20 protein-coding genes are annotated in these 19,254 nt (G+C 70.7%); 9 read left to right on the plus strand and 11 right to left on the minus strand.

Annotation, left to right across the window (positions count from 1 at the left end; all coding sequences use genetic code 11):
* Nucleotides 1–161 precede the first annotated feature (161 nt).
* The 9 genes from ACSHWB_RS35685 to ACSHWB_RS35725 form a co-directional block, all read right to left on the minus strand.
* Entirely contained in the window at nucleotides 162–1,379 is a 1,218-nt protein-coding gene (locus ACSHWB_RS35685; RefSeq protein WP_439657702.1) for an FAD-dependent monooxygenase, read from the minus strand.
* A complete protein-coding gene (locus ACSHWB_RS35690; RefSeq protein WP_439657703.1) occupies nucleotides 1,376–2,773 on the minus strand; it encodes an MFS transporter in 1,398 nt (465 codons plus the stop codon). Before ACSHWB_RS35690 ends, ACSHWB_RS35685 begins: the two co-directional genes overlap by 4 nt.
* A gap of 78 nt (nucleotides 2,774–2,851) precedes the next feature.
* Entirely contained in the window at nucleotides 2,852–3,541 is a 690-nt protein-coding gene (locus ACSHWB_RS35695; protein WP_439657704.1) for a DUF1275 family protein, read from the minus strand.
* Nucleotides 3,538–5,271 carry a gamma-glutamyltransferase family protein gene (locus ACSHWB_RS35700; protein WP_439657705.1) on the minus strand — a complete coding sequence of 578 codons (1,734 nt, stop codon included), beginning with the start codon at nucleotides 5,269–5,271 and terminating at the stop codon, nucleotides 3,538–3,540. The genes ACSHWB_RS35695 and ACSHWB_RS35700 overlap by 4 nt, the downstream gene beginning before the upstream one ends.
* A 91-nt stretch (nucleotides 5,272–5,362) precedes the next feature.
* Nucleotides 5,363–6,475 carry a DUF3500 domain-containing protein gene (locus ACSHWB_RS35705; protein ID WP_439657706.1) on the minus strand — a complete coding sequence of 371 codons (1,113 nt, stop codon included), beginning with the start codon at nucleotides 6,473–6,475 and terminating at the stop codon, nucleotides 5,363–5,365.
* A gap of 230 nt (nucleotides 6,476–6,705) precedes the next feature.
* The gene (locus ACSHWB_RS35710) at nucleotides 6,706–7,284 is read right to left on the minus strand and encodes a TetR/AcrR family transcriptional regulator (RefSeq protein ID WP_439657707.1); all 579 of its coding nucleotides are present in this window, start codon (nucleotides 7,282–7,284) and stop codon (nucleotides 6,706–6,708) included.
* Between the two features lie 99 nt (nucleotides 7,285–7,383).
* Nucleotides 7,384–8,535, minus strand: coding sequence for a pyridoxal phosphate-dependent aminotransferase (locus ACSHWB_RS35715; protein ID WP_439657708.1), 1,152 nt, complete (start codon nucleotides 8,533–8,535; stop codon nucleotides 7,384–7,386).
* A complete protein-coding gene (locus ACSHWB_RS35720) occupies nucleotides 8,532–9,191 on the minus strand; it encodes an RraA family protein (protein ID WP_439657709.1) in 660 nt (219 codons plus the stop codon). The genes ACSHWB_RS35715 and ACSHWB_RS35720 overlap by 4 nt, the downstream gene beginning before the upstream one ends.
* Before the next feature lie 107 nt (nucleotides 9,192–9,298).
* Nucleotides 9,299–9,799 carry a hypothetical protein gene (locus ACSHWB_RS35725; RefSeq protein WP_439657710.1) on the minus strand — a complete coding sequence of 167 codons (501 nt, stop codon included), beginning with the start codon at nucleotides 9,797–9,799 and terminating at the stop codon, nucleotides 9,299–9,301.
* A 161-nt stretch (nucleotides 9,800–9,960) separates the two neighbouring features.
* On the opposite strand from ACSHWB_RS35725, the gene ACSHWB_RS35730 reads away from it, so the two are divergent.
* A complete protein-coding gene (locus tag ACSHWB_RS35730) occupies nucleotides 9,961–10,224 on the plus strand; it encodes a hypothetical protein (RefSeq protein WP_439657711.1) in 264 nt (87 codons plus the stop codon).
* Between the two features lie 369 nt (nucleotides 10,225–10,593).
* Here the strand turns inward: ACSHWB_RS35730 and ACSHWB_RS35735 are convergent, their stop codons facing one another.
* Nucleotides 10,594–10,989: a DUF5313 family protein gene (locus tag ACSHWB_RS35735; RefSeq protein WP_439657712.1), complete on the minus strand. Its 396-nt coding sequence runs from the start codon at nucleotides 10,987–10,989 to the stop codon at nucleotides 10,594–10,596.
* On the minus strand, nucleotides 10,986–11,378 hold the full coding sequence (locus tag ACSHWB_RS35740; protein WP_439657713.1) for a response regulator: 393 nt from the start codon (nucleotides 11,376–11,378) through the stop codon (nucleotides 10,986–10,988). Before ACSHWB_RS35740 ends, ACSHWB_RS35735 begins: the two co-directional genes overlap by 4 nt.
* 107 nt (nucleotides 11,379–11,485) lie before the next feature.
* On the opposite strand from ACSHWB_RS35740, the gene ACSHWB_RS35745 reads away from it, so the two are divergent.
* From ACSHWB_RS35745 to ACSHWB_RS35780, 8 genes are all read left to right on the plus strand, one after another.
* Nucleotides 11,486–11,836: an ArsR/SmtB family transcription factor gene (locus tag ACSHWB_RS35745; RefSeq protein WP_439657714.1), complete on the plus strand. Its 351-nt coding sequence runs from the start codon at nucleotides 11,486–11,488 to the stop codon at nucleotides 11,834–11,836.
* Between the two features lie 76 nt (nucleotides 11,837–11,912).
* The gene (locus ACSHWB_RS35750; RefSeq protein ID WP_439657715.1) at nucleotides 11,913–12,404 is read left to right on the plus strand and encodes an NADH-quinone oxidoreductase subunit B family protein; all 492 of its coding nucleotides are present in this window, start codon (nucleotides 11,913–11,915) and stop codon (nucleotides 12,402–12,404) included.
* A complete protein-coding gene (locus ACSHWB_RS35755) occupies nucleotides 12,401–14,398 on the plus strand; it encodes a proton-conducting transporter transmembrane domain-containing protein (RefSeq protein WP_439657716.1) in 1,998 nt (665 codons plus the stop codon). Before ACSHWB_RS35750 ends, ACSHWB_RS35755 begins: the two co-directional genes overlap by 4 nt.
* Nucleotides 14,395–15,342, plus strand: coding sequence for a respiratory chain complex I subunit 1 family protein (locus ACSHWB_RS35760; RefSeq protein WP_439657717.1), 948 nt, complete (start codon nucleotides 14,395–14,397; stop codon nucleotides 15,340–15,342). The genes ACSHWB_RS35755 and ACSHWB_RS35760 overlap by 4 nt, the downstream gene beginning before the upstream one ends.
* A gap of 12 nt (nucleotides 15,343–15,354) precedes the next feature.
* Nucleotides 15,355–16,017, plus strand: coding sequence for a hypothetical protein (locus tag ACSHWB_RS35765; protein WP_439657718.1), 663 nt, complete (start codon nucleotides 15,355–15,357; stop codon nucleotides 16,015–16,017).
* The gene (locus ACSHWB_RS35770) at nucleotides 16,017–17,474 is read left to right on the plus strand and encodes a proton-conducting transporter transmembrane domain-containing protein (RefSeq protein WP_439657719.1); all 1,458 of its coding nucleotides are present in this window, start codon (nucleotides 16,017–16,019) and stop codon (nucleotides 17,472–17,474) included. The genes ACSHWB_RS35765 and ACSHWB_RS35770 overlap by 1 nt, the downstream gene beginning before the upstream one ends.
* Entirely contained in the window at nucleotides 17,471–18,940 is a 1,470-nt protein-coding gene (locus tag ACSHWB_RS35775; RefSeq protein ID WP_439657720.1) for a hydrogenase large subunit, read from the plus strand. Before ACSHWB_RS35770 ends, ACSHWB_RS35775 begins: the two co-directional genes overlap by 4 nt.
* A 106-nt stretch (nucleotides 18,941–19,046) precedes the next feature.
* Nucleotides 19,047–19,253 (plus strand): hypothetical protein, encoded by a 207-nt coding sequence (locus ACSHWB_RS35780; protein ID WP_439657721.1) that lies wholly within the window; start codon nucleotides 19,047–19,049, stop codon nucleotides 19,251–19,253.
* Nucleotide 19,254: the final 1 nt, after the last annotated feature.

Here is a 19,254-nt window from a genome sequence, read left to right on the forward strand (position 1 = left end):
ACGAAGCGCGAGTGGACCGCGGATGACCTTCCCGACCTGCCGGCCACACCGTCGTGGTGACCGGTGCGGCCGGCCCCCGACGACCTCCGGATCGTTGCCCTGGCACCGGCCGACGTAGTCCAGGTATCGGCTGATGAGGCGGTCGCCCCGGGAGTGTCCGGTCAGGTCGCGAGCGTGAACTCAGGCAGGGTGATGGCGGAATGGGCCGGCCTGCCCTCCTTCACGGGTATCGCGGTGAGCCGGCGCAGCCTGTCGTTGCGCTGCTGAAGGGCCTCGGCGGTGACGGGGAAGAGCGTGGCGCCGCCCCTGCCCACCAGGTCCTGGTTCAGCGTCACGAACTCGCGGGTGCCGTGCTCGTAGGCGGCGAAGCCTCCGGTGTGGTCCCGGCCGGCGACGGAGGCGGCGAGCACGTAGGCGCCGACGAGCGCGAGGCTGGTGCCCTGCCCGGTGAGGAACGAGGGCGCGTACGCGGCGTCGCCCACGACCGCGGCCCTTCCTCTCGACCAGCGCGGCATGCGGATCTGACTGACGGCGTCGAAGTACAGGTCGTCCGAGTCCCGCGCCGCGGTGAGCAGCGCGGGAATCTCCCAGCCGGCATCGGCGAAGACCGTGGCGAGCAGGTTCCGCTGAGCGGCCGGTTCCCCGAACGCGTGGAACGGCGGTTCCGGCAGCGAGAAGTTCAGGAACGCGTGGACCTCGTCGTCCTCCCCGACGGCGTAGAGCGCCGCGGCCCTGCCAGGGGTGTTCCACATGACGGTCTCGTGAGAGAGCCCGAAGGTGTTGCGCACGGTGAAGATGGCGAAGCAGTAACCGAGGTAGTGGTGGAATTGCTCTTCCGGGCCGAACAGCATCTCGCGGGTGCGGGAGTGCGTGCCGTCGGCGCCGAACACCATGTCGAACGAACGGGCGCCGCCGCCGTGGAAGGTGACGTCGACTCCGTGTTCGTGCTGGTCAAGGGTGCGGATCGAGTCGTCGAAGACGAACTCCACGTCGTCGCGGACGGTCGTGTAGAGCGCCTCGGTCAGGTCTCCGCGCCGCACCTCCAGGTCGTGCCCCTCCACGCCGCCGGTGATGGCGTGGGGGTGCAGTGAGGCCACCTCGCTGCCGTCTCCGTGGAGGAAGGTCAGCCGCCGCAGGTCGATGTGCGCGTCCCGCAGCCGGGGCAGGATTCCCATCCTGCGCACGACCTCGAGTGCGGAGCCTCGGATGTCGATGGGGTAGCCGCCGCTGCGCGGCGCGTTCGCCTTCTCCACGACCGTGACCTCGTAGCCGTGGCGGTGGAGCCAGAACGCGAGAACCGGGCCCGCGACGCTGGCCCCGGAGATCAGGACCTTGCGCCCGCCCGCGGTGGGCAGGCCTGCTCGGTCGGTGCGGGTCATTCCGTGACTCCTTTTCGCATGGTGCGGGTGACCAGCAGGGCCAGCGCCGTGACGACGCCGGCGATGACGAGACCGGTGATGAACGCGGATTCGGCGGGGACGTCCGACCCGTCCGGGATTCCGGCGGTGAGGATCGCGCCGCTGACCTGCACGCCCACGGCGAAGCCGAGCACGCGCGTCACCAGGACCAGGCCGGTGGCGATGCCGGTGTCGCCCTGGTCGACGGAGGTCGCGGTGCTGGTCACCATCGCCGTGACGCACAGGCCGTTGGCGAACGCGATCAGCGCCTTGCCGACGACGAGGTGCCAGACCTCGGTGTGCACGGCCGCCACGGCGAGCAGGGCGACGGCCATCATGATCACGCCCGTGGTGACGACGGCACGCGAGCCGAAACGCCGCGCCCCGACACCGCCGACCGGTCCGGCCAGTGACGCGGCGACGGCGCCGGGAAGCAGGTAGAACCCGATCTGGGTGGCGCCGGCCCCGAACCCGTACCCGTCACCGGAGACCGCGAACAGCTGCGGGACCAGGTAGACCGCGCCGGCGGTGCCGGCGCAGATCACGAACGTCAGCAGGCACGACTTCCACACCGCGGGCCTGGCCAGCATGCGCAGGTCGACCATCGGCGAGGCGGCCCGGCGTTCGACGGCCACCCACCCCGCCGCGAAGGCGACCAGCAGCACGACGGCGCCGACGAGCAGGAGGGGCTCGGTGGCGAGGTCCGGTGCCAGCGCCAGTACGAGCATGAGCGTGACCAGTGTGCCGCTCAGCAGGGCGAAGCCGGGCCAGTCGATTCCGCCGTCGTCCGCGCGGCCGGGGGAGTCGTGCGGCATCAACCGGTTCGTCGCCGCGGTCGCCGCGATGACGACGATCGTGGGCAGCGCGAACATCCAGTGCCGGGACAGCTGTTCGGCGACCGGACCGGCGGACAGCGTCCCCACCATCCCGCCACCGACGAACAGTCCGCTGACCACCCCGATGGCGACCTTCGCCTCTCCGGCGGGCAGGTGCTTGCGCACGAGGATGAACGACAACGGCAGAGCGCCCACCATCGCGCCCTGCAGCACCTGGCCGGCCAGCAGCACGGGCAGGTTGGGCGCGAGGGCCGACACCAGGCCGCCGACGCAGACCACGGACATCAGCTTGATCAGGACCAGCTTCCCGCCGTAGCGGTCGCCGAGCTTGCCGGCGATCGGGGTGACGAGCGCGCCGGTGATGAGCAGGACGATGCTGAGCAGCGCCCCTTCGGACGGGCTCATGTCGAGTTCGCGCTGCAGGAGGGGGAGCGTCGGCGTCACCACCGACTCCAGGGCGCCGGTGGCGAGCGCCAGCACGCCCAGCGCTCCCAGAGCGGCCTTCCCGACGGTGACCGGGGGAGGCACGGCTGTGGTCATGGCATTCCTCTTGTCGCTGGAGTAGGGGACATCGGCTGTACGGGGAGTGCGCTGGCCTGTGAGAGGTGCGGCGTGCACCTACTCGTGCGAGCCGTCGTGGACCTGTGTGCGGCCGACGACCGTTACGCCCAGCACGACGAACGCCGCGAGCGCGACCGCGAGACTTGCGTGGACCTGGCACAGCGCCGCGCCGGCGACCGCACCGGCGACGAGGAGTGCGACGACGGCGACGCGCCGTCCCGCGCCTTGGCCGCGGGCGGCACCGAGCCGGGAGTCCGCCGCGAGTCCGGTCAGCGTGGAGGTGACGACGACGGTGGTGACGTCCTTGACCGCCAGGTGGCGGGCCGTCGCCGCCTGCACTCCCATGGAGAGCGCGAGCACCGCCGCCACCACCACGCGGGCGCCGTCGGCGTCCACCCCGGTGACGGCCGTGGTGAGCGCCGTGGCGGCCAGCACCAGGCCGACGCCGGCCAGCAGTCCGGTGTGCGGGTGGGTCCAGGCAGGGGCTGCGGCCCGCAGCACCCGTCCGGCCGCGGCTGAGCCGGCGAGGAACGACAGCAGCGCCACGGCAGGGCCCAGCACCGGCAGGTCAGTCCCTCCCACGACCGCCATGCCGAGGATGACGACGTTGCCCGTCATGTTGCCCGCGAACACCTGGTCCAGCCGCAGGTAGCCGACGGCGTCGACGACCCCCGTCGCGAACGTGAGCGCCAGCAGCAGGTGCACCGGAGTCACCCGACGGCCGGCGCGGGCCGCGAGGCCGGTCATCGCCCCACCGCGTAACCCTGGGCACCGCGCGGGTTCGCCGCCGCCCGGAGGACGCCGGTGTCGGGATCACGGGTGACGACCGACAACCGCCCCTGGCTCCACGGGCCGGAGACGGTCACGTCGTGACCACGACCGGCCAGCTCGGCGACGACCGCGTCGCCCGCCCGTTCCTCGATCACCAGCCCGCCCGGCCCCCAGGTCCGCGGCCAGAACGAGCTCACCACCGCGGTGGTGTGGAACGCGGGCGCGTCGATCGCCGCCTGCGGGTCGAACCCCAGCGCGAGCGTGCGCACCAGGTACGGCACCTGCCACTGGTCCTGCTGGTCGCCGCCCGGCGTGCCCAGCGCCGCCACCGGCTTGCCGTCGCGCAGCAGCAGCGTCGGGCTCAGGGTCGTGCGAGGCCTTCGGCCCGGAGCCAGGCGCGCCGGCGCGGCTGGGTCGAGCCAGGTCATCTGGAGCCGGGTGCCCAGCGCGAAACCGAGGTCCGGCACGGCGGGGGAGGACTGGAGCCACCCTCCCGACGGCGTCGCGGAGATCATGTTGCCCCAGCGGTCGACGACGTCGATGTGGCAGGTGTCGCCCCTGGTGTCCCCCGTCTGCTGCACGGTGGGTTCCCCGACGCCGTCCGCGACGGCGGCGGGGCGCCGGGGGAGCAGGGGAGGCGTGTACGGCGCGATGCCGATGTCGCCCGGCCTGAACTCCGTCGACGCGACCTCGCCGATCAGGCGTGCGCGCTCCCCGCTGTACCGGGGCGACAGCAGGCGGCGCACCACGGACTCCGCGTCCGCCGGAGCGAGGTGTCCGTAGTAGGCCTCCCGATCCGCCATGGCGAGCTTCACGGCCTCGGTGATCGTGTGGATTCCCAGCGCGGTCGACGGATCGATCCGCTCGTCGTCGAAGTGGTCCAGCACGGTGAGGACCTGCAGCAGCACGGGTCCCTGGGACCACAGACCGGCCTTCCCCACCGTGGTTCCCCGGAACTGCGCGGTGATCGCGGACTCGAGTGACGGGGCGAAGTCCGCGAAGTCCGCGGCGGTGATCACCCCGGCGTGGTCGCCGCCGGAGGAGTGCCGGTGGGGTACCGCCGCGAACTCGGCCACCGCCGATGCCACGAACCCGGTGCGCCAGGTGTCGCGCGCCGAGTGGATTCGCGCGGCTCTCGTCGCGCCGGTACCCGAGGCGGTCAGCCGGCGCAGCGTCCGGGCATAGGTGGCGTTCACCAGCGTGCTGTAGGGCTGCGGGACGCCTCCTGGCATCCACAGCGCGTACGAGGTCGGCCAGTGCGTGCGGAAGAGTGTCTCGACCGTGGCCAGGACGCGCGCCAGCTGGGGCACGACCGGGACTCCGTGCTCCGCGTAGCCGATCGCATAGGCCAGGACGTCGGCCAGCTCCCACGTGCCGTGCTCGGCGAGCAGCCACAGCCAGGAGTCCACGGCACCGGGAACGGCGGCGGCCAGCGCTCCCGCGCCCGGGACGTGGTCCAGCCCTTCTGCCAGGAAGTGCTCGATGGTCGCCCCTCGCGGAGCGTGGCCCTGCCCCGCCAGCACGAGCGGGGAGGGGTCCGCCGCGGTGGCGAGCACGGCGACGAGATCGCCACCAGGACCGTTGAGGTGGGGCTCGGCCACGTGCAGCACGAACGCACCCGCCGTGGCGGCGTCGAACGCGTTGCCGCCCCGTTCCAGCACGGACTGGGCCGTCGCGGACGCCAGCCAGTGCGTGGACGCGCACATGCCGAAGGATCCGCGGAGAGTCGGACGTGTGGTGTGCGGCGGGGCGTGGTTCGGTGGCGGAGGTAGGCCGGACATGTGCGTCAGACTCCGTTCAGACGGCGTGGTGCGCGGCGTGGTGGGCGGCCAGGACGTCGCCGCCGAAGTCGGCCTCCGGGTCACGCCACACGGCGTGTGCGTGGTTGGCACCGCGGTGGACGTTGGTCCACTCGACGAGCAACCGCGCGCCCTGCAGGCGGTAGTAGTGCGGTTCGCCCGCCGTGGTCGAGCCGGCCCAGGCGAAGTGCACGGCGTCCAGCGCCGCCGGGTCGTCGTACCGCGACAGCGGGGACACCGCCTCCGGTACGCGGTCGAGGTAGGTGCTCAGCAAGGCCCGCAGCAGTTCCCGTTGCGCGGCGTCGAGCTCGCTTCCCGGCGCGCCGCGGGGAGCCGCGGTCAGGGCCAGCGCGCGCCGGTTCTCGCCGTCGAGCCCGGTGACCGGCTGCCCGGCGCGGTCCGGAACGTGCTGACCGGGGCGCCAGAGCTCGCTGCGCTTGACCACGCGGTCCTCGATGGCGGTGCTGTTGCCCGCCACGACGTCGTTCGGCGGCCGGGACAGCAGCACCGCACGGCGGGCCAGGTCGGGGTGCAGCGACTGGACCAGGTCGCGGGCCAGGTCCTCCGCGCTTCCCAGCGGGCGCAGCGCCGCGCCGCCCAGGAGCGGTGAGGCGGCGGGGTCGGCACCGAGGAAGCACGGTGTGGTGGCGGCGACCCGCCCGTCCACCACGAGGTTGTTGATCGACACGTGGTGGCCGCCGAAGCGCCACCCCCAGGGCTCCCGGCCGCCGGGTTCACCGAAGACCCGCAGGTAGTACATGCCCGGATCCCTGGTGCGTTCCCGCCCCCAGTTCACCGAGAAGCCCTCGACGCGGTCGAGCACGTTCTCCAGGCCGAGCACGGTGGCGACGGTGGTGTAACCGGCTTCGGACAGGCCGCTCGCGACCACCCGCATCGCGAGCCGGTGCTGGGCGGGACGTTGCTGGTGGAAGGTCAGGCCGCCGTGGTCGGTGGGGGTGTAGAACCAGCGGGTCCGTTCGGCCTCGGCCGCACCGCCGGTGTCCGGCGCCGGCCAGGCCGCCGCAGCGCGCTGCTCCGCGTCCAGGGAGTCCAGCCACGCCAGGGCCGCCTCCGCCATCCGCGTCGCGACCTCACGGTCGCCGTCAGTCATCCCTGGTGCCACCTCTGCTCCCTTCCTCGGCGCAAAGTGCAACGTCCGTATGACTTGAGACAATTCTATCACATAAAAGGTATGGGGAAGCCTCGATCCGCAAGCCCTGCGGGTGCGGAGTGGACGGACAAGGAGTGTTCGGAGAAAGGGGCAAGGCCAACTGCGGCAACACGACCACGACTGTCTACATCAGACAGGAGGTCCTCGCTCGGCGCGAACGCCGCGCTCGGTCAGCCGACCCGTGCCCACCCGCGCAGCGCACCGCAGTACGCCTCGGTCAGCCTGGTGATGACCTCACGGCGGGACAAGCGCCTCGTCTGCAGCAGGTCCTGGATCTCGCGCGGGTCGAAGATCATGTTGTTGAGGAACAGGGCGTCCTCGAGCAGCTCCTGCGGAAGGCCGATGTCGTCCAGCAGTCCGCGCACGGGCTCGCTCCAGGCGTCCCGCATGGCGGCGATGATCTCGTTGCCGTCGTGCAGCCGCTCCAGGTAGCCCCGCCGCGACCGGAGCTGGACCAGTGCCGGGCCGTGCTCGGCGAGGAGGTCCACCCACTTGTCCACGACGGCGTCGAAGAGCGGCCGCCCCTGCGCGGTCGAGGTCGCCGTGAAGTCGCTGAGCTCCTCGACGACGCTGAGCACGTAGGCCGCGAGCACCTCCTCCATCGAGGAGAAGTAGCGGTAGGCGGTGGCCGGGCCGATCTCCGCGCGGGACGCGATCGCCTGCATGGTGAGCTCGTCGGGCGCTTCGCGGGCGAGCTCACCGACGGCTTCGAGGAGGCGTCGGCGGTTGCGGCGGGTGTCACTGCGCAACTTGCGCCCCCCTCGTGGGGCGGGCTGCTGGTCGGACACGGGCCTCCTCCGCCTCGTAGAACTGCGGGCAAAGGGTACCGCCTTTGATCACCGCGCACGTCACCGCTGGGATGTGACGCCGAGGTGGGCGACGATCCGGTCCAACCCGGTCCGCAGGTCGTCCTCGGAGGCCGCGAACGAGATCCTGATGTGCCCCTCGCCGGAGGGGCCGTACTCCGCGCCGGCCCGGACAAGCACCTTCCGCTCGGCGAGCTCGCGAACGACCTCCTCGGAGGAGCGAGCCGCGTCGTACCGCAGGAAGCCGTAGAACGCGCCCTCCGGTGGAACGAGGTGCAGACCGGGGATGCCCGACAGGCGTGCGACCACCAGGTCGCGCCGCCGCCGGTACGTGCCGACCATCGCGTTCACGACGCCGTCCGGCAGGGAGAGCGCGGTGAGGGCCGCGCGCTGGACCGCCGTGTTGACGGAGCCGTTGAGGCTGCGGTGCACGTGCGCCGCAGCGTCGACCACCTTGCGCGGCCCGACCAGGTAGCCCACCCTCCAGCCGGTCATCGCGTACGTCTTGGAGAACGTCTGCACGTACACCGTCCGGTCCCGCAGCGACTCGATCGCGAGCGCCGGGACCGCCTCGTGTCCCGGGTAGACCAGGCGGTGGTACGCCTCGTCGCTGACGATCAGGACGTCAGAGCCGTCGAGGAGGTCGCCGAGGATTTCGAGCTCCTGCGCGTGGTGCACGACGCCGGTGGGGTTCGACGGGTTCGAGAAGATCATCATCTTGGCGCCGGGCAGCGCGGCGGCCAGCGCGCCGAGGTCCCAGTGCAGGTCCTTGCCGAGTGGGACGAAGTCCACGGTGCCCCCGGCCAGGACGACCAGGTCGGCGTACAGCGAGTAGGCCGGTTCGGGGATGACCACGCGGTCGCCGGGACCGATCACGGCGAGCACGACCGCCGCCAGTGCGGCGGTGGCACCGTGAGTGACGAGTACGTCGTCCGCGTTCCACGTCCGGCCGGGGTGTTCCGGCAACCGGAGCGCGAGGGCGGCGCGCAGTTCCGGCAGGCCCGACTGATCGGCGTAGTGGGTGTCCCCGGCGCGCAACGCGGCCGCGGCGGCCTCGACCACCTGAGGGGGTGTCGGGAAGTCCGGCTCGCCCATGGCGAGCGAGACGGAGCCGGGGGGAGGCGGCGTGAGGGCCGGGCGCCGTGAGAAGCGGCGCAGTTCCTCGACGCGAAGAGCCGGTCGTGCGGCGGTCATCGAGCCACCTCCGCACGGCCGGGGCGGGCGGCGAGAATGCGTTGCCGGAGCGCCTTCTCCTTCTCGCCGATCCCGTCGACCGCGCCGACGACCTCCCGGACCCGGTGCCGCGAGACGACGACGACCCCGTCGGAGTCGCCGACGATCACGTCACCCGCTTCGACCACGACGCCGCCGACCGCCACCGGCGAACCGATGGCGCCTGGCCCGTCCTTGAAGGGGCCGGCGGGGGTGACCGCCCGCGCGTAGACGACCAGGCCCATCTCCGACAGCGCCTGGACGTCGCGCACCGCGCCGTCGACCACCGCTCCGGCCACCCCGGTGTTCACCATGATCTCGCCGATGAGGTCGCCGACCAGTGCGCGGGTCAGGTCGCCGTGCCCGTTGACGACCAGGACGTCACCCGGCCGGGCTTCGTCGAGAGCGCGGTGGATGGCCAGGTTGTCACCCGATCTCACGTCCACCGTCAGGGCGGTGCCCAGCAACGGCGCGCGCCCGGTGAACAGTCGGATCCCGCCGTCCATCACGGTCATCCGCTGCAGCGCGTCGCCGACGTTGGCGGCCGCCACCTCTCCCAGCCGGCGGATCTCCGCCGCCGGTGTCCTGGGCCAGCTCGGTGCGATGGACACCCTGTCGGTCGCTGCGGCTATGTACACGACGGAACCTCATCCTCAAATGAGACGCTTATATCAGTCGAGATGACCGTAGCTCTGCGCAACTCTCTCTGCAAGGGCGTCGAGGCGGAAGAGCCGGTCGACGTGGGTCAGACGCCGCGGGTCCAGAACTCCTGTGCCGACCCCGTGAACGCGTCCGGGTCGCCGGCGAGGAAGAACTCGTCCCACGTCGGGCCGTCCGAGAGCTCCCAGTGTTCGACGGCGACGCCGTCCTTGAAGCGCCACGCTCCCAGGCCGACGCGGGTCCACGTCCAGTCGCCGCGCGACGTGCGGAACGTCCCGTGGACGATGCCGTAGTGGTCGTCGGCGAGGATCTGGTCGAACTGCACGGGTTCGACGTTGGCGTCGGCGAGGCCCGCACGCCGCTTCATGTACCGGCGCATGAAGTCCATCCCGCCGGTCGTCGCCAGGCGCACGCCGCCGGTGTGGATCACCATGTCGGGCGACATCCTGCCCATCACCTCGGCGGTGTGCTCGTGCAGCTTGTTCACCCGCTCCTCCTCGCTGAGGCTGAGATCGGTGGTGATCGCCGCGCCGCCTTGGTACAGGTCGGCCAGCCAGAGGGCGTTGGGATGCGTGTCGGACAGCAAGGCGAACCTCCTGCGAATGTGATTATCTGAGGCAACTGTATCACTCGATAAGAAAGTATTATTCTTGGTTTCGATTCCGGCAGGGCGCCCAAGCTGACGATCATGACGAAGCGCTGGTGGACCGCGGACGCCCTTCCCGACCCGAGCGGGCGCACCGTCTGGTGACCGGTGCGGCGAGCGGGGTGGGCCGCGGCACGGCGACCGCTTTCGTCGCGGCGGGGGCGCGCACGGTGCTTGCGGTGCGTGAGGTCGCCGCAGGTGAACGGGCCACGGTTGCCATGTCCGGCGCCATCGAGGTCCGTGAGCTGGACCTGGCGAACGAGCTGGCTCGACTCGGACGTCGAATCGCCGCCTCCGCCGTCCGGAGGATCTTGAACGCAGCAGGCATCGACCCGGCATCACGTCGAACCGGTCCGACCTGGTGAGAGTTCCTCGCAGCCCAGGCCGAGGGCATCATCGTGGCGGACTTCTTCCACATCGACACCGCACTCGGCACACGTCTGCACACGTTGGCGTTCCTTGAACACGGCACCAGACGCCTGCACATCACCGGCATCACCACCCAGCCGACACGCGACTGGGCCGTGAGTTACTTCTACTCGGACCGCATCGCCGTGCGCGCGATGCGCGCACGCCCGAGCGCCTGCTCGGCAGGGCGGACGTCGACACGGTGCTCAACCTCACCGTCCCCGCGGCTCAGCCTCGTGGCGGTGTTCAGAGGGGGTGGCCGGCAACAGCCGCCACGTGCGGGCGGCTCAGCGCCGCCGAAGCAGTAGCCGTACTTCAGGTGTGGTTCAGGAGTTACTGCGGTAAAGCCGTTCGTAGGCGGCTTTGGCGCGCGCGTCAGCCTCAGCGTGTTCGGCCCGGCGGGTCTGCTCGCCGAGGCCGCGCGGAAAGCCTTGTTTGACGAGGCGTTGCTCGGTGGTGTGCCACATGTAGGTCATCGAGTAGAAGTAGCCGACGAACATGCCGAGCAGGATCGACAGGATCCGGACGGAGAGCGGTCCGGGCAGCAGGAGCAGCAACAGGATCGGCGACATCTGGACGAAGCCGCGAACGAAGTGCCGTACCGCCCACGTACGGCAGGTGACGTCGTGCAGCACCCACGGGTTGCATCGTTGTGGCAGTCGTCCGCCGATCGCGTACCACAACCACTGGGCCGGATTGGGTCTGGTTCCACGCAGTGTCATCGGTCCGTGTTCTCCTCAGCGGCTCGGCGGATGGCCGCGACGATCTTGCGGTTCGGCACGCCCTTGATCACGTACTCGACCACGCCGAGTTCTGCGAGTTCGGACTCGGACGGGGCGTCGATGAAGCCGCACAACGCGACGAGCCTGACGGCCGGCACCCGCTGATGCATGCGTCGGATGGCGTGCACGCCGTCGCCGGACAGGTGTACGTCCACCACGGCGACGTCCGGCACGTGCTGTTGCGCCAGCCGGATCGCGTCGCCCGCTGTTCCCGCGACCGCGATGACATCGATGTCGGCGGCGCTCTGCAGTTCCTCCCGCAGCGTGTCCCGGAAGAAGGGGGAGGCGTCGGCGACGAGAACTCTCAGCCGGTCGGGAGTTCCGGTCACGGTGTGGTCCTGTCGGGTTGTGCGTCTTTCAACACTTGCTAAGGTTAGCAAGTGTTGAAGCATGCGACCAGCTGTCGGGCAGCGCATGAGCGAAGAGGGGTGAGCGGATGAGCAAGCCGCTGTACCAGCTCAAGGCGGAGTTCTTCAAGACGCTGGGGCACCCGGCACGGATCCGGGTGCTGGAGCTGCTCAGCAGGCGTGAGCACGTGGTCGCGGAGATGGTGGCGCAGGTGGGTGTCGAGCCCGCGAACCTCTCCCAGCAACTGGCGGTGCTGCGCAGGGCCGGCCTGGTCACCACCCGCAAAGAGGGCGCGACCGTCTACTACTCGCTGACCAGCTCGCACGTGGCCGAGCTGCTGGTCGTGGCGCGGCGGATCCTCTCGGCCGTGCTGGCCGGGCAGGTCGAGCTGCTCGAGGACCTCCGCACCGCGGGCCTGCCGGTGCCGCGCGGCGGTTGAGCCGTGGTCACCCCGTGTCCCTCACCAGAGGCGGGGTGACCACACCCCTGCGAACTACCGACTCCATTGCGGGAGCATGAGCGTGCTGAGTTTGTGGCGCAAGATCCGTCGGACCGGGCGAGTGGCCGAACCTGCGCCGCCGCGGCCCGTGGGCGACCGGCCGGCGCAGGCGGCGGTGCTGGGCGGGTCGGTGCAGATCCGGCACGTCGACGCGGGATCGTGCAACGGCTGCGAGGTCGAGATCGGATCGGCGTTCGGGCCGGTCTACGACGGCGAGCGCTACGGGGCGCGGTTGGTCGCTTCGCCTCGGCACGCGGACGCGTTGCTGGTGACCGGTGTGGTGACGCGGAACATGGCCGAGCCGCTGCGGCGGACGTTCGACGCGGTCTCAGCGCCGAAGCTGGTGGTGGCGGTGGGGGACTGCGCACGCAACTGCGGAGTGTTCGCCGGCGCCTACGGGGTGGTCGGTGCGGTGCGTGACGTGGTGCCGGTCGACCTGGAGATCGCCGGGTGTCCGCCGCGGCCGGAGGCGATCGTCGAGGGACTGCGGAAGCTGACCGGTCGATGAACCTCGCTGCGACAGGCATGGCCGCGGTGGTGGCCATCGGGCTGCTGACCGCATTGGCCGGATTCGTCGTCCCGTCGCGGACGACAGTGATGGGTGCAGGGACGGCGTTGACGGGTGTGGCCGCGGTGTTCGCGGGGGCTGTGGCACTGGGCGGGGGTTCGTTCTCGGTTGGGCTGCCTGGGTTGTTGCCGTTGTCCGGAGTGTCGCTGGCGCTGGATCCGCTGGGTGGGTTGTTCGTGGCGGTGACCGGCGGCGTCGCGGTGGCCGCCGGGATCTATGGGATGTCCTATGCGGACACTGCGGATCTGCGGGCGCGTGGTGTGCAGGTGGCGCTGCCGCTGTTCGTGGTGGCGATGGTGCTGGTGCCCGCTGCGGCGAACGTGGGCACGTTGCTGGTGTGCTGGGAGCTGATGGCGCTGGCGTCGCTGGTACTGGTGGTTGCCGAGCACCGGCGTGGCCCGCAGGTGGCCTCGGCGGGCCGGTGGTACGCGGTGATGACGCATCTGGGTTTCATGTCCGTCCTGATCGGACTGATGGTGTTCGTCGCGCACACCGGCGACGACTCGTTCACTGCGCTACGCGAAGCAGGTCCGCGTCTCTCGCCCGCAGTGGCGGCGGTCGTGTTCGTGGCGACGCTGGTGGGCTTCGCGTCCAAGGCGGGGATCGTGCCGCTGCACGCGTGGCTGCCGCGCGCGCATCCGGAGGCGCCGAGTCATGTGTCGGCGTTGATGTCGGCGGCGATGGTGAACCTCGGGGTGTACGGGCTGGTGCGGGTCGGGGTCGATCTGCTCGGCGGTGGTGTGGCGTGGTGGTGGCTGCTCGTGCTCGCACTGGGCACGGTGTCGGCCGTGTACGGGATCCTGCAGGCGGCGATGAGCTCGGATCTGAAGCGGCTGCTGGGGCAGTCGACGACGGAGAACATGGGACTGGTGCTGGTCGGAGTCGGCGCGGCCGGGTTGTTCGCCTCGTCCGGGGACCGTGTTCTGGCCGGGCTCGCCCTGACCGCCGCACTGGTGCACGTGGTCGGCCACGCGGCGTTCAAGACGTTGTTGTTCCTTGCAGCGGGGTCGGTTCTGCACGCCACCGGCAGCCGGGATCTCGACGCGCTGGGCGGTTTGCGGCCGACGATGCCGGTGACCACGGCCGCGTTCGGGCTGGGGGCGCTGGCGGCGTCGGCGTTGCCGCCGGGGACGGCGTTCGTGTCGGAGTGGCTGTTGCTGCAGTCGTTGGTCCACGGGTTGCCCGCGGGCGGGGTGGCGGCGGCGATCGCCATGCCGGTCGCGGTGGCGGCGGTGGCGCTGACCGCCGGGCTGGCGGTGGCGACCTTCGTGAAGGCGTTCGGGGTGGGATTCCTGGCGAAACCCCGCAGCGAGGCCGCCGCGAACGCACACGAGAGCCCGGCCACCATGCTCGCCGGGATGGGCATCGCGGCGCTGGCCTGTCTGGCGGTCGCCCTCTGGCCGGCCGGGATCCTGCCCGCCGTGCAGGCCGCGGCAGGCGGGGACGCGGTGGCTGGCGAGGTGACCCTGCGGCTGACCGGTGTGACCGGTGCGTTGTCGCCGCTGTTGCTCGCCCTCGGACTGGTCGCCGCGATGGTTGCGGCGTCCGGCGCGGTGCGGGTGGTGGCGGTGCGGAGGGCACGCCGGGAAGCCCGGCTGTGGGACTGCGGCGGAGGTCCGACGTCAGCGCGGATGGAGTACACGGCGACGTCGTTCGCCGAGCCGTTGCAGCGGGTGTTCGACGACGTGGTGCAGCCGGAGCTGGACGTGGACGTGACCCACCACGAGGAGTCCCGGTACCTGGTGCAAGCGGTGGAGTACCGCAGGAGGGTGCCGGACCGGATCGAGCGGCGCCTCTACGAGCCGGTGCTGAGCGTGATCACCGCCTGGGGCGAGGCAGGACGCAGGTTGGCGCCGGGCAGTGTGCACCGCTACCTCGGCTACGGCTTCTACGCGGTGTGCGGCGTGCTGATCCTGCTGGCGGTGACCCGATGAGCGCGCTCGGCGTAGTCGGTGGGGTGGTGCAGCCAGTGCTGATCGTGGCGGGATCGCCGCTGCTGGTCGGGCTGATGCGGCAGGTGCGGGCCAGACTCGAAGGACGAGCGGGTGCGGGTGTCGGTCAGCCGTGGCGTGATCTGCGCAAGCTGCTGCGCAAGGAATCGATCACTCCGCGCGGCACGAGCGAGGTGTTCCGCCTCGCCCCGCTGGTGCTGGTGGCCACGACTTTGGTGGTCGCGGTCGTGGCGCCGTTCGTGACGACCGACTCCGCGCTGGACCCGGCGGCGGACCTGTTCGCGGTGGTGGCGTTGCTGGCGCTGGGCGCGGTGGCGCTCGCGCTGGCGGGACTGGACACCGGTACGGCGTTCGGCGGGATGGGCGCCAGCCGGGAGATGACCATTCTCGCCCTGGTGGAGCCGACGCTGCTGGTGGCGATCTTCGCGTTGTCGGTGCGGGTCGGGTCGACCGACCTCGGTGCGATCGTGTCCTCGACCCTGCACGAACCGGCGCGGGTGATCTCCCCGGTGAGCCTGCTGGCCGCGGTCGCCCTGATCGTGGTGATCATCGCGGAGACCGGCAGGTTGCCGGTGGACAACCCGTCAACACATCTTGAGCTGACGATGGTGCACGAGGCGATGGTGCTGGAGTATGCGGGCCCTGATCTGGCGCTGGTGGAACTGGCATCCGCGATGCGGTTGTCCGTGTTCCTCGGATTGCTGGCGAACCTGTTCCTGCCGTGGGGAATCGCTACCACGGCCACCCCGGTGGCGCTGCTGATCGGGGTACTGGCCCTGGTCGTGAAGGTCGGTGTGCTCGGCGTGCTGCTCGCGGCCGGCGAGGTGTTCGTCGCCAAGCTGCGGCTGTTCCGGGTGCCCGAACTGCTGGCCGGCTCGTTCGTGCTGGCCCTGCTGGCCGTCGCGGCCTCGTTCTTCTTGGCCTGAAGGGGAGTCTGGATGAGCGAGAGCCTGTACGTGTCACTGCTGGACCTGGCGTGCGGTGCCTTGCTGCTGACGGCCGTGCTCGTGTTGTGGCTCCGCGAGCTCGCGGTGATCATCCGGGTGTTCGCGTTGCAGGGTGCCGCACTTGCCGTCCTTGTGGGTGTGCTGGCGGCCCACGAGAACTCCGTGGAGCTGTGGGCCTTGGCGGTGGGAGTGCTGGTGCTTCGCGCGGGACTGCTGCCCTGCCTGTTGCGCCGGGCCCTGGCAGGCGCGGGGGAGTCGCAGCGGGAGACCAGCCCGCTGGTGAACGTGGCGTCGTCGCTGTTGGCAGCCGCCGCGCTGACGCTGCTGGCCTACGCGGTGTCGCAGCCGTTGGTGGCGCTGGCGCCGTCCGCGGCGACGCAGGCGATCCCGGTCGGGGTGACCGTGGTGCTGATCGGGTTCTTCGTGCTGGTGACCCGGCGTCGCGCCCTGTCGCAGCTGGTCGGGTTCTTGTTGATGGACAACGGGATTACTGCGGTCGGGTTCCTCACCACCTCCGGGGTGGGCCTCGTGGTGGAGCTGGGGGTGTCGCTGGACGTGCTGCTGGCGGTACTGGTCCTGCAGATTCTCACCGCCCGGATGCGGGAGACCTTCGGCGACACCGACCTCGACGAACTGCGGGAGTTGCGCGACTGATGACTGTGCTGGTTCCCGTGGGAGTGCCCGTGCTCGGCGCACTCACCTACCTCTTGCTCGGCTGGCGCCGCGCCACCGCGTGGATCAGCGCTGTGAGCGCGAGCGTCGTGTTGACCGCCGCGATCCTCCTGGCGGTCGCGGTGATCCGATCCGGGCCGCTGACCACGTTGGGCGGGCTGCTGCGCGTGGACGCGTTGTCGGCGTTCATGCTGCTGGTGATCGGCGCGGTCGGGCTGATCGCCACCGCCGCGACCCCGGCGTATCTGCGGGAGGAGATCGTGGCGGAACGGGCCACAGCCCGCACCGCCGCGCGGCACAGCGTGCTCGTGCAGCTGTTCCTCGCGACCATGGCGCTGGCTGTGCTCGCGGCGAACCTCGGTGTGGTGTGGGTGGCTGTCGAGGCCACCACGATCGTGACCGCGTTCCTGGTGGGGGAGCGCCGCACCCGTTCTTCCGTGGAAGCGGCGTGGAAGTACGTGGTGATCTGCTCGGCCGGTATCGCGCTCGCGTTGCTGGGCACCATCGTGCTCAACTTCGCCGCCGCCCACGCTCCCGGCACCGCCGGGCTGGATCTCGCCGCGCTCGCCGCCCACGCATCGGGTCTCGACCACGGTGTGACCCGGACCGCGATCGTGTTGCTGGTGCTCGGGTTCGGTACCAAGGCCGGTCTGGCTCCGCTGCACGCGTGGCTGCCGGACGCGCACTCCCAGGCACCGGCGCCGGTGTCGGCACTGATGTCCGGGGTGCTGCTGTCGGTGGCGTTCTACGCGATCCTGCGCGTCAAGGTGATCAGCGATGGTGCGCTGGGCACCGAGTTCGCTCGCACGCTGCTCGCGGTGATGGCGGTGGCGTCGCTGCTGCTGGCCGCGTCGCTGCTCATCGCCCAGCAAGACTACAAGCGGATGCTGGCCTACTCCAGCATCGAACACCTCGGCCTGGTCGCGTTCGGCGCCGCGATCGGCAGTCCCCTCGCGCTGGCCGCCGCACTGCTGCACGTTCTCGGCCACGGGCTGGTCAAGTCGGTGCTGTTCCTCGGCGCCGGCCGCGTCCTGCAGATCACCGGCACCAGCCGGATCAACGGAGTGCGCGGCCTGCTGGCACACCATCCGGCGCTCGCGGCGACGTTCGGTCTCGGCGTGCTCGCGTTGGTCGGCCTGCCTCCGTTCAGTCTGTTCGCCAGCGAACTCGGCATCGTCCGCGCCGGCTTCACCGCCGGCCTCGGCTGGCCGGCCACTGCCGCGCTGCTGCTGGTGCTGGTGATCGCCGCCGCCCTGATCGTCCGCACCAGCCGGATGCTCCTCGGATCGCCCGTGTCCACTCCGGACACCGCGGCGTCCTCGCCGATCCCGATCGCGCTGGCGGGCGGGTTGCTTGCGTGTGCCGTGCTCGGTGTCGCCGCGGGACCGCTGCCGGTGCTGCTGGACCTGGCCACTGACACCCTGGTGGTGACCCGATGATCACGACCCTCGCCCCTGCGGAACTGCCCGAGCACGCCAGTTCCCTCTTGGCACAGGGATACCGGCTCGCGCTGGTCGCCGGCCATGACGACATAGATCGTCTGCGCGCGGTGTACCTGTTCACCGCCGCCGCGCCGGATCGGCGGCTCGAACTGCACGTCCCGCTGGATCCTGACGCGCCTGAGGTGCCGAGTCTGGCACGGCTGTCGTTCGCGGCCGGACGGTTCGAACGCGAGATGCACGACCTGTTCGGCATCGTGCCCACCGACCACCCGCTACCGCGGCGGCTGGTACGTCATTTCCACTGGCCCCAGGGCTGGTACCCGATGCTCACCGACGCAGGCGATCCGCCGGAGTTCGGAGACCTCGACGGCCCGTACCCGTTCCGGACCGTGGAAGGGCCAGGGGTGTACGAGATCCCGGTCGGACCGGTGCACGCCGGCATGATCGGGCCGGGTCACTTCCGGTTCTCCGTGGTCGGCGAGACCATTCTCAACCTCAAGGCGCGCCTCTGGTTCGTCCACCGAGGACTCGAAAAGCTGTTTCAGGGCCGCACTCCGGAGGACGGGATCGAACTGGCGGAACGGGTGAGCGGTGACACCAGCGTCGGCCACACGCTCGCCTTCTGCCTCGCCGTTGAGGACGCCCACCGTCTGCCCGTGCCCGAGGACGCGCAACGCATCCGCGCGATCCTGCTCGAGCTCGAGCGGCTCTACAACCACATCACCGACATCGGCGCGCTGTGCAACGACGTCGCCTACGGCGTGCTCAACGCCCACTCCCAGCGCGTTCGCGAACGCCTGCTGCGCATCAACGACGCCGTCACCGGTCACCGGCTGATGCGTGGCGCCATCCACGTCGGTGGCGCCACGATCGCCACGCTTCCCGACCCGCGGGAACTGGCCGCGATCGGCGTCGACGTCGGCGAGATCGTCGCGCTGGCACTGTCCAACACCGTTGTGGCCGACCGGTTCGCCGGCACCGCCCCTCTCAGCCAGGCCCAGGCCGCCGACCTCGGCACGCTGGGCGTCGTAGCCCGCGCCAGCGGCCTGGCCATCGATGCCCGACACGACCACCCGTTCCTGTCCTCGGAGTTCCCCCGCGCCATCCACACTCAGACGAACGGTGACGTCCTGTCCCGCTTCCTGGTGCGTGCGGAGGAAGTCGTCACCTCTATCGCCAGGATCACCAGCCTCACCGACATGCTGGGCGGTCGAACCGCCGCGACCGCACGGGCGGCCAGTGGGACTGGCCGGTCCGGGGTCGGCATCGTCGAGGGCTGGCGCGGCACGATCGTGCATCGCGTCGAACTCGCCGGCGACGGGACGCTGAGCCGGGTGAAGGTCGTCGACCCCAGCTTCTTCAACTGGCCCGCGCTCCCGGTCGCACTGGCCGACACGATCGTTCCCGACTTCCCGTTGACCAACAAGAGCTTCAACCTCTCCTACGCCGGCAACGACCTGTAGGAGACACCCGATCGGGTGTGTGCGGACTCGCATACTCCAAGACTTGCAAACTTGTTTAAGTGCGCAGATTATTGAGTTCTTCGGCCGAGGAGAGATGTTGAGGACGATGAGCGAGTTCGAAGCGGCGCTGCGGAGCAAGGTCACCGAAGCCCAGGAGACCCTGCGGGAAGCCCGGCGGGCCGGCCACGACTACGAGATCCACCTGCACAGCGCCCGGATCCGCGACCTGCTCGACCGAGCCGCCCAGCACGGCGTCGACACCCACGACTGGATCGACCCGGCGCTGCTGGAGAACTCCGGGCTCGGGCACTGAC

Source organism: Lentzea sp. HUAS TT2 (assembly GCF_051853195.1).
In the GTDB taxonomy this organism is placed as follows: Bacteria; Actinomycetota; Actinomycetes; order Mycobacteriales; family Pseudonocardiaceae; genus Lentzea.